Origin of the sequence: Desulfovibrio gilichinskyi (genome assembly GCF_900177375.1) — a bacterium.
Taxonomy (GTDB): domain Bacteria; phylum Desulfobacterota; class Desulfovibrionia; order Desulfovibrionales; family Desulfovibrionaceae; genus Maridesulfovibrio; species Maridesulfovibrio gilichinskyi.
On the sequence record NZ_FWZU01000008.1, the window covers coordinates 1 to 14051 of the forward strand.

Here is a 14051-nt window from a genome sequence, read left to right on the forward strand (position 1 = left end):
AACACAGACCTGTTCTGAATTTAATTAAGCTATCCTTAACTGAATAAGCATAGGATATAGGGCAGGGCGGACATGAATAAGCCGAGTCAGGTCCGCCCAATAAAAAAAGGCCGCAAATTTCATAATGAAATTTGCGGCCTTCTCGTATCAATTTTATTTTAACTATTAACTGTTCTGGAAAGTAAGTCCGTCGTCGTTTGCATCAATTGATACAGTCTGTTCCTCTTGCAACTTTCCGCTGATAATTTCTTTTGCCAGTGAAGGTTTTCTATAAAAAATTTAAAGGATTGGTGTTTGCAATTTGCCAAAATTTATCTTCACCAAGTGTTGATCTAAGGAAAAGAGATAATTTTTTCTCAGGAAAACCTTTCTGTGTGCTGAGGTAAAAGTCTGACCCGAAGAGAACTTTTGTTCTTAACTTTTCATTTTCAAGTAAGACTTTTAGTATCTTAGCGTTCTCTTTAAAGTTAAAAATAGAGTAGGATATATCTGTATAAAGATTCTCATATTCTCCTGACCCTATCATTGCCATTATTTTAGCCATCCAATTTGTATTTGCAGATGAGGTTAGACTAGGATTTTCCAGATAATCCTTCCAAGCGGCTTCACCTCCGAAATGAGCTAAACATATTTTTAGGTCTTTATATTTTTTTAAAATTGATTTGTAGTGATCAGGATTTGCATAGTTACTGCATTCTTCTTTGCCTAAATCACGGCTATGTACTGTGGCTGAGGCACAGTGTGCAATGATAGGAATGTTCTTTGTTTCTGCAAATTCATAAATAGGATTTAGTCTTTCATCATATGGAAAATATCCGAGTGGAGGATATAACTTAATTCCTTTGAATTGTTTTTTTTCAACTAAATCCTTAAGCATTGAAAGAACATCTGGACGGCGAGGATCAATTGCAGCGAAGGGGATAATTTGATTTGGAAAAGAATCTCGAAGTTTTGCTAATTCATCATGTTGTTGTTCAATTGATTTTGAAGGTTTCCCCGCTCCCATAAACTCCATATCCATCGGTAATATCACAAATTTAGTTTCTGGAGGGTAACATTCACGTACTTTCAGAAAAACTTGATGCTGAGTTTTTTCTCCTGCTGTAGATAAGAAAGTTGCATACCGGTCAAACAAATCCTTGTTTTTGTGCGGAATTGTTATTCGGAGAAGTGACTGCAAAATTTTCCTCACGAAAGAATTTTTTTGTAATAGCGTCAAATCTATACCGATAAATCGAGGTGGAACATGATCAATCGTGAAAGTGTGTAAGTGACAATTATAAATGATCATTTTACTCTCCATTTAGAAAAAATCTAATAATGATTTTTATAATAATCTAAGTATATGATTAATACAAGTGGAGTTGTTATAAAATGTGCAAGTTTCAGCGGAATATCTCTTTCAACAAAAAAAGGCCGCAAATTTCATAATGAAATTTGCGGCCTTCTCGTATCAATTTTATTTTAACTATTAACTGTTCTGGAAAGTAAGTCCGTCGTCGTTTGCATCAATTGATACAGTCTGTTCCTCTTGCAACTTTCCGCTGATAATTTCTTTTGCCAGCGGTGTTTCAAGGTGAAGTTGGAGATACCTGCGCAGAGGTCTTGCTCCGTAAACCGGATCATATGCGCCATGGGCGATAAACGTCTTGGCTCTTTCTGTTACTTCCAGAGACATCTTATGTTCAGCCAGACGAGCGCGAAGTCCGCCCAGTTGCAGGTCAACAATCTGTTTCAGATCCTTTTCAAGCAGAGGTTTGAATAGCACAGTTTCGTCAACTCTGTTCAGGAATTCCGGCCTGAAATGTCCGCGCAGGACATTCATAACACTGTCTCCGACTCCTGCTTTAAACTCACCTTCTTCGTCAATTCCTTCTAACAGCAAATGCGATCCAAGGTTAGAAGTCATAATGATCAAAGTATTTTTGCAGTCTACAGTTCTACCTTGACTGTCGGTAAGACGACCGTCATCAAGAATTTGCAGCAGAACGTTGAAAACATCCGGATGAGCTTTCTCCACTTCATCAAAAAGCACAACTGAATACGGTTTTCTTCTGATGGCTTCTGTCAGCTGACCGCCTTCATCGTAACCGATGTATCCCGGAGGAGCTCCGATGAGTCTGGCGACAGCATGTTTTTCCATGTACTCTGACATGTCTAGGCGTACAATGTTATCTTCAGTGTCAAACAGGGATTCCGCAAGGGCCTTACACAGTTCTGTTTTACCAACTCCGGTAGGACCGAGGAATATGAATGAGCCAATGGGGCGCGATGGATCTTTAAGTCCTGCACGCGCTCTGATTACCGCATCTGATACAGCGCGTACTGCTTCGTCCTGCCCGATAACTCTGGCATGCAGAATTTCTTCAAGTCGCAGCAGCTTTTCTCTTTCACCTTCAACCAGTCTGGTTACAGGAATACCTGTCCAGCGAGAGATTATTCCGGCTATGTCATCAGGGCCGACGAATTCTTTCAGCATGCGTGTTCTGGTCACAGAAGAATCGTCATCACTGCCTTGAATATCTTTTTCAATTGCTGCAAGTTTCTTATCCAGCTCTAATAGAACTGAATATTTAAGTTCAGCCGCCTTGTTGTAATCAAGATTTCTTTCAGCTTTTTCAATTTGAATCTTAGTCTGTTCGATTTGTGATTTAAGATCACGTACCGTGTCGATTGATGCTTTTTCTTTTTCCCACTGCTCAAGAAGCTCGGACTGGGTTATTTTAAGTTCAGTCAGAGAGTCTTCAAGCTTAGCAAGTCTGGTACGCGATCCGCTGTCTTCTTCACGTCTTAAAGCTTCACGTTCAATTTCAAATTGCAGAATCTGTCTATTGATTTTGTCAAGCTCATATGGCTGTGAATCAATTTCCGTCCTGATCATGGCTGCTGCTTCGTCAATCAGGTCAATGGCCTTATCCGGCAGCTGTCTGTCAGGCAAGTAACGGTGTGAAAGTGTTGCAGCCTCAATAAGAGCTGCGTCACTGATGCGCACGCCGTGATGAACCTCAAACCTTTCGCGGAGTCCGCGCAGGATTGATATGGTATCCTCAACAGAAGGTTCGTCCACCATGATAGTCTGAAAACGTCTTTCAAGCGCAGGATCTTTTTCAATATATTTACGATATTCATCCGTGGTCGTAGCGCCTATGCAGTGGAGTTCACCTCTGGCGAGCATCGGTTTCAGCAGGTTACCTGCGTCCATTGCGCCATCGCTTTTACCTGCACCGACTATGGTGTGGATTTCATCAATGAAGATGAGAATCCGGCCTTCGGATTCCTGAACTTCTTTTAATACTGCTTTGAGGCGTTCTTCAAATTCACCACGATATTTAGCCCCGGCAATAAGCGATCCCATGTCGAGCATAAAAACAGTTTTGTCTTTCAATCCTTCAGGTACATCCTGCTTGACGATACGCTGCGCCAATCCTTCAATAATCGCTGTTTTACCTACACCGGCCTCACCGATCAGAATAGGATTGTTCTTTGTGCGCCTCGAAAGAATGCGGACAACTCGTCTGATTTCAGAGTCACGTCCGATGACGGGGTCAAGTTTGCCTTTACGGGCTTCTTCAACAAGGTCGCGTCCGTATTTTTTAAGCGCGTCATAAGTGGCTTCAGGGTTGTCAGTTGTTACTCGCTGATTTCCTCTGATGGTTGTCATTGCTTCCAGAACCTTATCTTTAGTCAGGTTGAAGGATGCGTTGACTTTGCCTGCTCCGGTTGAACCGTGCTCGCCCATGATGGCCAGAAATAAATGTTCAACACTTACGAATTCGTCATGCATGCGTTTGGCAACTTGCTCTGCCTCAACCATTACACGGTTAAGCCGCTGAGTAACAAAGACCTGCCCGGGCTGTGCTCCGGGGCCGCTGACGCTCGGTAGTTTGTTGATTTCTTTTTGAACTGCCGCTTTATATGCAGCGGGGTCAATTCCGCTTTTCTGCAGAATTTTAGTGACAATGCCGTTTTCCTGTTCAACCAGCGTGAAGAGCAGGTGCTCAACTTCTATTTGCTGCTGGCCATTTGAAATGGCCAGAGATTGGGCTTCGGCAATTGCGTCGTTTGTTTTTTTTGTGAATTTATTCGGATCCATATAGAGTCTCCTTTCTATCAGGTATTGATGACTCGCAAAAAGATTCCAAACTCACTCATTTCGATCGAGATTAAATCCCGGTCTTACGTTGCCGGACGCATTTAAAAGTTCGTTGAATCAACGAACACTTCCGGTTTTTGAGGCAGGAGTCAGAATCCTGAATATGTAGCAAGTCAATTTTAACATTATTTAAAATTGCACAAATTAAATAAGTTTGCGCATTTCTTCAACTCGAGCTTCCAGTTGTTCAACTCTGTCCAGAAGGTCCACAATAATAGACCCTCCGGCTGCGGTAATTTCCAGATCCCGGCATAACCTTGAAAGTTTGCTGAGCCTGTAAAGATCCCGCGTTTCAAAAAGATATTGTCCATCACCGGTTGTAGCAGGGGAGACCCATTCAAGGCTGATAAGTTCCAGAACAGTTTCTTCTTCAAGCCCTGTCATTTCTACAATCTGCGCGAACAATAATCTGCGTGAGCGACTGGGAGGATTGGCCTCTGTTCTTTTCTTAATATCCATGGGCTAAATCTCCCTTAGAATGATCTCGGGCTGAATTTTGTTTTTTCAGATAATTCTTCCCAAAGTTTTTTTACTTCATCGGAATCTGCAACAGGCACTTGAATCATTATTCTGATGAACTGATCACCTTTCTTAGGTCCGGCTCCCAGTCCACGTCCTTTAACTCTCAGTTTTTTACCGCTTCCCATTCCTGCCGGAATATTCATTTCAATCATTCCGTCAAGAGTCGGGACTTTAGCTTTAACGCCAAGGGCTGCTTCCCAAGGAGCGAGCGGAAGATCCAAAATAATATTGTTTTCTTCCACCTTATAAAGAGCGTGCGGAGCTAATCTTATTTTCAGATAAAGATCACCGGAAGGACCATCTCCTGGGCCGGGTGCTCCCTGATTTGCCAGACGTATCTTTTGACCGTCTTTAATTCCGGCAGGTATATTCACGTCAAGATTTTTTGACTGAACCATTGGATGACCGCCGGGGCCGGTTGTACGTTCCTGAACTGAAATAGATTTTGATCCGCCTTTATATGCTTCTTCAAGTGTCAAAGTCAGAGCTGTTTCGGAATCAGCTCCTTTCTGGGGACGTTGCTGAAATCCGCCGCCGCCGAACCCCTGTGCTCCGCCGAATCCGCCGCGACCTCCGCCGGCTCCGCCGAAAATGGTTTCGAAGAAGTCACTGAAATCGCCGCCGGCGAATCCCTGTGCACCGCCGAACCCCTGTCCGCCGAAGTTCATATTTTCATGTCCCGGAGGTGGCTGAAAGTTCTGACCGTGTTCCCAGTCAGCACCGAACTGGTCATACATTTTACGCTTTTTGGGGTCTTTCAGGACTTCATAAGCTTCGTTTATTTCTTTAAACTTCGTTTCGGACTCTGGATTATCATGATTCAAGTCGGGATGATGCTTGCGCGCCAGCTTTTTGAATGCTTTTGATATTTCATCCTTAGAGGCGGAGCGCGAAACTCCCAGAAGTTTATAGTAGTCTTTATATTTTACACTCATCTCGTCAGTACTCCTTAAATATTTCGCCATCGTAGCAGAACGGCGTCACCATATCAAAGTATATCGCCATTAGATCAAGTCAAGCGTAATGATTGGATTTAGATTGTAGTTTAAACGAAAATTCCGGTAAATATACCCGGGAATATAGAATTTCCCTATGTTCAGGAGGAGAATTGATACAATGAAAAAATGCAATTAAAAATCATCCGGCAGTTCGTAGTCCTTTTTTGCATGGTCATAACAGTATTTGCAGCGATCTTTTTTGATGAAGAAGCGTACTAAAATTAAGCCTGTAACAAACCCTCCGATATGTGCTCCCCATGCAATTTGTTGTGTTCCGCCTGAAATCTGTTCTGCAAAACCGGAAAAGATTTGAAGGGCAAACCATATTCCCAAAAAAAGTCCGGCCGGAATTTTAAAAAAAAGCGGCACAATAATGATAGGGATGAGAGTTAAAACACGTCCGTGCGGGTAGAGAACGAAGTAGGCACCCATTATTCCAGCGACGGCTCCGGAAGCACCTATGATCGGTGCATTGGCAGACGGGGTGAGCAATATCTGCGTTGCAATGGCACTGAGTCCGCAGATTATATAAAAAGCTAAAAATCTTATATGGCCCATGGCATCTTCAATGTTATCAGCGAAAATCCAAAGCATCCACATGTTCAGTATTATGTGAATCCAGCCGCTGTGAAGGAACATGTAAGTGAAAAAGGGGAGCATTCCCGCAGATGGATAACCTGTCGCAACCGCCCATTCTGGACTCATATAGCGGGCAGGCACAACCCCTAATAAATGGAAAATTGCCAGTTTTGCGGGGGGGGCAAGGAACATCTCCATCAAAAAAGTTGTGATATTGGCCGTCATCAGTGCCCAAAGGACATAAGGGCTGATCAGGCAGGGAACATTATCTCGGATGGGTATCATTTCGTTGCCGAATATAAAAAATTCCCGCCGCAAAAGCGGCGGGAATTGTAGAGGGTTGGTTGATAGGTTTACTACGGGTCTTCACTCCCGAAACACTATACTAAACCTGATGCCGAAAGCGTGGTTGGACTAAGGTGAGAATTCTCGTATGTAAAATGGGCATTAAGCCCTAACGTATAATATATGTTCATTCTCTCGCTGCTGTCCTGACCAACGCTTCAGGTCTTAATTTAATAATAAGCCTAAAGGAGGCGAAGTCAAGAGATAGCAATTAAATTATTGGTCCTCTTCCTGCTTAAAGAGGGCTTCAAGAAATGCGTTAAACTTTTCAGCTTTTGTTTCACGTATTTTTGTTAAAACTGATAACGCTTTTTCTGTGCTTGATTTTAATGCTTCCAAATCTGAATCATTATTAATTATTGCTGTGCAGCAGTCCATTTTAGCTTTTTCATCCCACTGCCATGAGTCGAAAATAGCAAGAGTTTCAGCATTAAGATTACGCTTTTCTCTTAGTTCTCCAGTCCTTTTATCTACAGGGCATTGGATTCCGATAACAACATCAACCTGTTTTTGCGTATGCCAGCCAGCTTCTAAGAGCAGTGGTACTTCAGCAACAGCTATCGGTTTATTTGCGTTATCCTGAAAGAACTCATTTGCTTCGTGCTGAACAATCGGATGGACAATATTCATTATTTCGCGGCGGATATCACTGTCTTCACACATTGCGTTGAATATTTTCTTTTTATCAATATTTCCGGTTTCGGTTTCAGTAAACTGGTTGCCGAATCTCTGGCGGATCATTTCCCATCCGGCTCCGTCTTTATTATATGTGTCGGAAACTGATTTATCCGCACTGAATACTGGAATGCCGAGGTCTTCAAGAATTTTGAGCACGGTAGATTTTCCGCAGCACGGCATGCCGATAAGTCCGACACGCTGCACAGATTTGCTCAGCTCTTTCAGCAGGGTAATGAAATCGTCAGGAGGTGTCAGCTTGAAATTCAATTTTTCATCTGTTTCAGGATGATTAAAAGAAAGACTGTACGCATGAAGCATCTGGCGTGAAGCAAGTTCAGAAAGAGGTTTGCCCTTAGCTACCCATTTTGCGTGCTGCTGTGGTCCGTAAACCTGATCACCTACAAGAGGGTGACCGATATGCGCCATATGAACTCTGATCTGGTGAGTTCTTCCGGTGTAAATTTTGACTTTTACAAGGCTGGCCCGTTGTGACGGATCCGTCCAGAGAATTTCATAGCTCGAGCGGGCATCTCTGCCGCCTTTTAACACCACAGCCATTTTGGTTTTATGAATAGGGTGTCTGCCGATAGGCATGTTTATATCAGCAAAATCTTTTTCCGGGACTCCGTGAACAATTGCAAGATAGGTTTTAGATACTTCCCGTTCTGCAAAAGATGCGGAAAGAGCAAGTCTGTCATGTTCATTTAAGGCAACAGCAATAAGTCCTGATGTAAACTTATCAAGTCTATGCACAATACCCGGACGCCATTCATTCATGCCTTGAATTTCAGGAAAATGATGAATAAGGCGATGCACTAGCGTTTCTGTCGGGCAGCTCGGGGCAGGGTGAGTTGTCAGTCCTGCAGGTTTGTTGATGACCACAACACGCCCATCATTAAATATAATATCCAGAGGCTTATCTTCCGGTACCAGAGAATTGTCTTCAAGCTCACCTTTAAGGGTAAGCTTTTCGGTTCCAATTATTTTGTAATTGGGTTTTGTGCACAATACTCCGTCAACTTCGGCAAGACCTGCCTTAATCCAGTCTTTTGCTTTTCCTCTGGAAATACCTTCATTTTCAAGTTCTGTTCCCCAGAATTTGTCCAGTCTGGTGTTGCGGTCTGAGTACTGAGCTTCTCTTGCCCAGATTTCAGAAAAATCATTTTCATCAACGCTATCATTATTATTCATACAATTTTCCGATTATTTGTTATAGTTTGCCAAAAATTCATTCTAATTAATATTGGTTATTTTAAGTATTGCCAAGTGCTGATGACTTTATCTCAAAAATAATTTAAATATTTCTTGACCGAGAAGTGCGTGGAATATAGAAACACGAAGTTTTGACTTTAAGAAATTTAATAACACGTAACATTGAGATCAAGGAGGCCACCGTGGCGGTTCATGTGGTAGACCATCCTCTGGTAAGACACAAGCTTGGAATTCTCCGGGAAGCGGGCATCAGTACTAGTCGTTTCCGGGATTTGGCTCTTGAGATTTCAAGACTCCTCACCTACGAGGCGACTAAAGACCTTGTCACCGAGCATAAGACTATTGAAGGCTGGGCCGGAAAAGTTGAAGTCGAGATGATTAAAGGTAAAAAAATCACAGTAGTTCCTATCCTCAGAGCCGGACTCGGCATGATGGATGGTGTGCTTGATATGGTTCCGGGAGCACGAGTCAGTGTAGTCGGTTTTTATCGGGATGAAGAAACTTTGCAGCCTGTAGAATATTACGTCAAGCTTGCAAAGAACATTGATGAGCGTAGCGCGCTTATTCTCGACCCTATGCTCGCAACAGGCGGGACATTGCTTGCAACAATTGAACTTCTTAAGAAGTCAGGATGTACCGATATTAAAGGTCTTTTCCTTGTTGCAGCTCCTGAAGGGATTGAAAGAGTTGTCGCCGCTCATCCTGACGTAGATATTTATACTGCATCTATAGACGAAAAGTTAAATGATGCAGGATATATCCTCCCAGGCTTAGGCGATGCGGGAGATAAAATTTTCGGCACCAAATAAGGTGCCTTTTTTTTGTCACATTTTTAGGGGGATAAAAGATGAGTATTTCAAGTACCGAGTATAATTTTAGAGCCAGAGATATAATTCTCGGCGCACAGATGTTGTTTGTAGCTTTCGGAGCTTTGGTTCTGGTTCCGCTTCTGACGGGACTTAATCCGAACGTAGCCCTGTTTACAGCAGGACTTGGAACTCTTGTTTTCCAGTTGGTAACCGGCGGAAAAGTTCCGATTTTTCTAGCTTCCTCCTTTGCTTTTATTGCTCCTATTATTTACGGAGTTCAAACTTGGGGGATTCCTTCAACACTCTGTGGTCTGGCTGCGGCCGGTGGTTTCTATGTTATTCTCAGCCTGCTCATCAGCTGGCGCGGAACAGATGTTCTGAGAAGAATACTTCCCCCGATTGTAACAGGTCCTGTCATTATGGTTATCGGTTTGATTCTCGCTCCGGTTGCTGTCTTTATGGCAACTGGTAAAACCGGTACCGGATCAGCTGTTTTGTATCCTGAAAAAACAGCACTGACTCTTTCAATGATATCTCTCAGTGTAACTGTCGTAGTTTCCATTTTCGGTAAAGGCTGGCTTAAACTTATTCCTATCCTGAGTGGTATTGTTGCAGGATATTGCGCAAGTATTTTCATGGGACTTGTCGACTTCAGCTCTGTCGCAGCAGCCCCTTGGTTTGCGATGCCTGCATTTACGTTCCCGACATGGAATCTTGACGCAATATTATTTATCGTTCCGGTAGCAATTGCTCCTGCAATTGAACATTTCGGCGATATCCTTGCTATCGGTTCAGTTTCCGGTAAGGATTATGTAAAAGATCCCGGTATCCACAGAACAATGATGGGTGACGGTCTTGCAACGTCACTGGCTGCATTCCTTGGCGGACCTCCTAATACAACCTATTCTGAGGTAACAGGAGCGGTTGCTTTGATTAAAGTCTTCAACCCTGCTATTATGACATGGGCTGCTATTGTTGCAATCGCTTTGGCATTTGTCGGCAAAGTCGGCGCTTTTTTACAGACTATTCCTTCGCCTGTAATGGGTGGTATTATGGTTCTGCTTTTCGGAGCAATCATGGTTGTCGGTATGAACACTCTTGTTCGTGCAGGGGATGACTTGATGGAAGCCCGCAATCTTGCAATTGTCGCACTTATTGTTATCTTCGGTGTAGGCGGCATGTCCGTGCCTACTCCTTTCAGTGATCAGTTCAGACTCGGCGGTATCGGACTGGCAGGAATTCTCGGTGTTTTCCTGAATCTGATTCTTCCTAGAGGTAAGAAAGAAGCCTAGATATATACCGGATTATTCCGGTAAGAATTCAGGCCGAATTTAGATAATATCAGACGCTCGGACATCTTCTGAAACAGAAGGGTTCGAGCGTTTTTTTGGGAGATCCATATGGAATCAAGTTTTAGCTATCCGGAACTTATGTCGCTGGTTGGTGAGCGTAAAATAGCGGTCGCTGTCAGCGGCGGGGCAGACAGTTTGCTGTCCATGGTACTTCTTAAAGAATTCGGCGCAGATGTGATTGCTGTTCACGGGTGTTTTCTGGGAAGTGAAAAGTCCAAGACGGCTGTCGCAGGTCTTGAAGTACGGTGCGCTGAACTCGGAATAGATCTTCATGTTTTTGATTTTAAGGCTGAATTTGATAAAATGGTGATTGACCCGTTTGTTAAGGCTTATCTTGACGGGAATACCCCTAATCCTTGTGCGCAGTGTAATCCGCAAATTAAGTTCGGTGTTTTGTATGAAGCTGTTCGTAAATTGGGAGCAGAACTTTTAAGCACCGGACATTACGTGCGCATTGCAGACCATGCAGAATATGGCAGGATGATAGCGCGCGGGGCGGAAATCGGTAAAGATCAGAGTTATTTTTTATCGTTAGTTCCCAAAGAAAAAGTTTTAAACGCGGTGTTTCCTCTTGGAAATCACAGCAAGAGTGAAACTTATTCCGAACTGGAAAGACGCGGTCTTAGAATTCCGCTTCCAACCGAAAGTCAGGAAATATGCTTTGTTCCGGATGACGATTATCGGCAGTTTCTAATGGAGCGTAATATAAAATTGCCCGGTCCCGGAAATGTAGTGCTTTCAACCGGAGAAAAGTTAGGACGCCACCAAGGTTTGTGGCGGTATACTCATGGCCAGCGCAAAGGGCTCGGAATTGCTTGGAAGGAGCCGATTTATGTAATAGAAAAGGATTTAGAGCGGAATTTACTTGTTTTAGGGACTAAAGAAGAACTCGGCGCATCTGGTTGTGTTGCTGAGAAAGTGAATTTTCTGGTGGATTTTGAAAAATGGCCTGAAACTGTGCATATTCAAACTCGCTATCGGCAGAGGTCCATGTCTGCTAAAGTACGACTTGATGGTGACAACCTTGTTTTTGAATTTGTTGAGCAGCATTCAATGCCGACTCCAGGTCAGATTGTCGCAGCATATACTGAAGACGGAGCTGTTCTCGGGGGCGGCATAATCCGTAACGCGCTTTAGAAAAGGGAAAAATTATGGAAAGATGTGAATGGGCAAATACAGGTGAGCTTGAAATAAAATATCATGATGAACAGTGGGGCGTGCCTGTCCATGATGATAGGCTCCTTTTTGAAATGCTGATCCTTGAAGGTGCTCAGGCCGGGCTCAGCTGGTCCACTATCCTTAAAAAGCGCGAAGGTTACGTAAAGGCTTTTGATAATTTTGATGCAGAGAAAATTTCGAAATATTCAGACGTAAAAATCGCGGAATTAATGAGTAATGCCGGAATCGTTAGAAATAAACTGAAAATTAATGGAGCAATCACAAACGCAAAGATATTTCTTGAAATACAGAAAGAGTATGGATCCTTTGACAGATATATTTGGTCTTTTGTGGATGGTCATTCTATAAACAATAAATGGGCTGTTTTATCTGATGTTCCTGCAAGTTCTACAGAATCAGATGAAATGAGCAAAAGTTTGAAGAAAAAAGGGTTTAAATTTGTCGGCTCTACGATTTGTTACGCATATATGCAGGCAGTCGGGATGGTTAACGATCATCTGATTTCCTGTTTCAGACATTCCGAAGTGAAGAAGCTGCAAAATTAATTTTAACCGAAGGGTCAGCACCCGGGTAACTGGTTTAAAAATAAAAGAGAAAGAGCTTAACCTTTATTTGTTCTGATCTAGTTGACCTTGTTAAATATGCTGGCTATGTATAGCTCAGTTTTGTATAACTCCGTCTTATATTTGATGGTTCATATTAACTTAAATACAAGGTAGAAAACATGCGTCAGCCTTCCGTTGGGGTCAGTCTTGAAGGATTGCCATATATATTTTTAAGTGCGTTCACCACCGTTTGTTTTGCAATTTTAGGTTGGTGGATTGCCACTCTTGTAATGTTGGGACTTACCGCTTTTATCGGTCATTTTTTTCGTGATCCGGAAAGAGTCGCTCCTGAAGATATTGATGCGGTGGTTTCTCCTGCTGACGGAAAAGTTATTAAAGTTGAATACGCTCCGGACCCTCTTACCGGAGAGCTTCGTCAGTCGATCTGTATTTTTATGAATGTTTTTAATGTTCATGTTAACCGCATGCCTGTTTCCGGAAAAATTGAGCGGATCAGGTATATCCCCGGTAAGTATTTCAACGCATCATTTGATAAAGCTAGTACTGATAATGAACGCAATGTCGTTGAAATAATTGGTAAAGGTAATCAGAGATTTACTATGGTGCAGATTGCCGGACTTATCGCCAGAAGAATTGTCTGCTGGGCTGAAAAGATGGATAAACTTAAACGAGGCGATCGTTTCGGTCTGATTAAGTTCGGTTCGCGGGTTGACCTTTACTTGCCTGAGGGGTATGAACCTTCCATACAAGTTGGTGACAAGGTCATCGCTGGTGAAACAGCTCTTGCTCACAAGGTTTAATTAACAGTTAATAAAGTTTGGAAATTTAATATATTTATAAGTGATTATTATGGCTAAGGAAAAAAGAATACCTAAACACAAGGCAGTATATATTCTGCCGAACATGCTGACCATAGCGAGCCTCTTTTGCGGCTTTCTGGGGATGACATGGGCTGTGGAAGGTAAATTTGAACTTTGTGCAGTTTCTATCTTGGTCAGCTGTCTTTTTGATGGTCTTGATGGTAAAGTTGCTAGGTTGACCGGGACAAGCAGTGAATTCGGTGTACAGCTCGATTCTCTCGCTGATTTGGTTGCTTTCGGTGTTACTCCTGCTTTCATGGCCTATGAATGGCAGCTTCATAATTTCGGCAGACTGGGACTCTTGGCATCATTCTTAATGATCGCCTGCGGAGCTCTCAGACTTGCCCGTTTCAATGTTCAAGCCGGAACCACTTCTAAAGCTCATTTTATCGGATTGCCTATCCCTGCTGCGGGTTGTACTTTGGCAACTTTGATCCTTTTTGCTCCTTTCATGCCTACGGCTTTAGCTAATGCTGTTCTTCCTGTTGGAACTCTGATTCTTGTTTATATCGTGTCTTTCCTGATGGTAAGTTCTGTCCGCTACAATTCTTTTAAAGAAGCAGGCGTTTTCAAAGCTCATCCATTCAGCTCTATGGTAACTGTCATTGCTTTGTTTGTGATGGTTGCATCTCAGCCCAAGTTCTTGGGATTCATTATTTTCGCTTGTTATATTATTTCCGGTCCTATCTACACTATTTTCTTCCTATCACGCAGAAGCTCTAAGCTACTACTAAGAAAGTCCTCCAAAGATTTGTCATAGCCTCGGTTCACACCAGCTAGTAAAACATAAAATCTTTT

Annotated in this window: 12 protein-coding genes; 6 read left to right on the forward strand and 6 right to left on the reverse strand. The window is 42.8% G+C overall.

The window, feature by feature from the left end; genetic code table 11:
• Window positions 1-268: 268 nt before the first annotated feature.
• The 6 genes from B9N78_RS17180 to coaE form a co-directional block, all read right to left on the reverse strand.
• Window positions 269-1291 (reverse strand): amidohydrolase family protein, encoded by a 1023-nt coding sequence (locus B9N78_RS17180; protein WP_170921463.1) that lies wholly within the window; start codon window positions 1289-1291, stop codon window positions 269-271.
• 180 nt (window positions 1292-1471) lie between these two features.
• Window positions 1472-4093: an ATP-dependent chaperone ClpB gene (clpB, locus tag B9N78_RS17185; RefSeq protein ID WP_085104589.1), complete on the reverse strand. Its 2622-nt coding sequence runs from the start codon at window positions 4091-4093 to the stop codon at window positions 1472-1474.
• A gap of 204 nt (window positions 4094-4297) precedes the next feature.
• Window positions 4298-4612 (reverse strand): chaperone modulator CbpM, encoded by a 315-nt coding sequence (locus B9N78_RS17190; protein ID WP_085104591.1) that lies wholly within the window; start codon window positions 4610-4612, stop codon window positions 4298-4300.
• Window positions 4613-4626: 14 nt separating this feature from the next.
• Window positions 4627-5610 carry a DnaJ C-terminal domain-containing protein gene (locus B9N78_RS17195; RefSeq protein ID WP_085104593.1) on the reverse strand — a complete coding sequence of 328 codons (984 nt, stop codon included), beginning with the start codon at window positions 5608-5610 and terminating at the stop codon, window positions 4627-4629.
• A 195-nt stretch (window positions 5611-5805) separates the two neighbouring features.
• Complete coding sequence (locus B9N78_RS17200) at window positions 5806-6537, reverse strand: rhomboid family intramembrane serine protease (protein ID WP_085104595.1); 732 nt, start codon at window positions 6535-6537, stop codon at window positions 5806-5808.
• A gap of 276 nt (window positions 6538-6813) precedes the next feature.
• Entirely contained in the window at window positions 6814-8466 is a 1653-nt protein-coding gene (gene coaE / locus B9N78_RS17205; protein WP_085104597.1) for a dephospho-CoA kinase, read from the reverse strand.
• 203 nt (window positions 8467-8669) lie between these two features.
• Between coaE and upp the strand changes: the two genes are divergently transcribed.
• The 6 genes from upp (at window position 8670) to pssA (ending at window position 14013) form a co-directional block, all read left to right on the forward strand.
• The gene (upp, locus tag B9N78_RS17210) at window positions 8670-9296 is read left to right on the forward strand and encodes a uracil phosphoribosyltransferase (protein ID WP_085104599.1); all 627 of its coding nucleotides are present in this window, start codon (window positions 8670-8672) and stop codon (window positions 9294-9296) included.
• Between the two features lie 38 nt (window positions 9297-9334).
• Window positions 9335-10588 (forward strand): uracil-xanthine permease family protein, encoded by a 1254-nt coding sequence (locus tag B9N78_RS17215; RefSeq protein ID WP_085104601.1) that lies wholly within the window; start codon window positions 9335-9337, stop codon window positions 10586-10588.
• Between the two features lie 108 nt (window positions 10589-10696).
• Window positions 10697-11785 carry a tRNA 2-thiouridine(34) synthase MnmA gene (gene mnmA, locus B9N78_RS17220; RefSeq protein WP_085104603.1) on the forward strand — a complete coding sequence of 363 codons (1089 nt, stop codon included), beginning with the start codon at window positions 10697-10699 and terminating at the stop codon, window positions 11783-11785.
• A 14-nt stretch (window positions 11786-11799) separates the two neighbouring features.
• A complete protein-coding gene (locus B9N78_RS17225; RefSeq protein ID WP_085104605.1) occupies window positions 11800-12372 on the forward strand; it encodes a DNA-3-methyladenine glycosylase I in 573 nt (190 codons plus the stop codon).
• 179 nt (window positions 12373-12551) lie between these two features.
• Window positions 12552-13193 (forward strand): phosphatidylserine decarboxylase family protein, encoded by a 642-nt coding sequence (locus B9N78_RS17230; RefSeq protein WP_085104607.1) that lies wholly within the window; start codon window positions 12552-12554, stop codon window positions 13191-13193.
• A gap of 49 nt (window positions 13194-13242) precedes the next feature.
• Window positions 13243-14013: a CDP-diacylglycerol--serine O-phosphatidyltransferase gene (gene pssA, locus B9N78_RS17235; RefSeq protein ID WP_085104609.1), complete on the forward strand. Its 771-nt coding sequence runs from the start codon at window positions 13243-13245 to the stop codon at window positions 14011-14013.
• The last annotated feature ends 38 nt before the right edge of the window (window positions 14014-14051 follow it).

Coding starts and splice junctions, on each gene's coding strand:
- B9N78_RS17200 (WP_085104595.1), bottom strand. CDS start 6,537: ATGATACCCATCCGAGATAATGTTCCCTGCCTGATCAGCCCTTATGTC.
- B9N78_RS17215 (WP_085104601.1), top strand. CDS start 9,335: ATGAGTATTTCAAGTACCGAGTATAATTTTAGAGCCAGAGATATAATT.
- clpB (WP_085104589.1), bottom strand. CDS start 4,093: ATGGATCCGAATAAATTCACAAAAAAAACAAACGACGCAATTGCCGAA.
- pssA (WP_085104609.1), top strand. CDS start 13,243: ATGGCTAAGGAAAAAAGAATACCTAAACACAAGGCAGTATATATTCTG.
- B9N78_RS17180 (WP_170921463.1), bottom strand. CDS start 1,291: ATGATCATTTATAATTGTCACTTACACACTTTCACGATTGATCATGTT.
- B9N78_RS17195 (WP_085104593.1), bottom strand. CDS start 5,610: ATGAGTGTAAAATATAAAGACTACTATAAACTTCTGGGAGTTTCGCGC.
- B9N78_RS17190 (WP_085104591.1), bottom strand. CDS start 4,612: ATGGATATTAAGAAAAGAACAGAGGCCAATCCTCCCAGTCGCTCACGC.
- B9N78_RS17230 (WP_085104607.1), top strand. CDS start 12,552: ATGCGTCAGCCTTCCGTTGGGGTCAGTCTTGAAGGATTGCCATATATA.
- B9N78_RS17225 (WP_085104605.1), top strand. CDS start 11,800: ATGGAAAGATGTGAATGGGCAAATACAGGTGAGCTTGAAATAAAATAT.
- mnmA (WP_085104603.1), top strand. CDS start 10,697: ATGGAATCAAGTTTTAGCTATCCGGAACTTATGTCGCTGGTTGGTGAG.
- coaE (WP_085104597.1), bottom strand. CDS start 8,466: ATGAATAATAATGATAGCGTTGATGAAAATGATTTTTCTGAAATCTGG.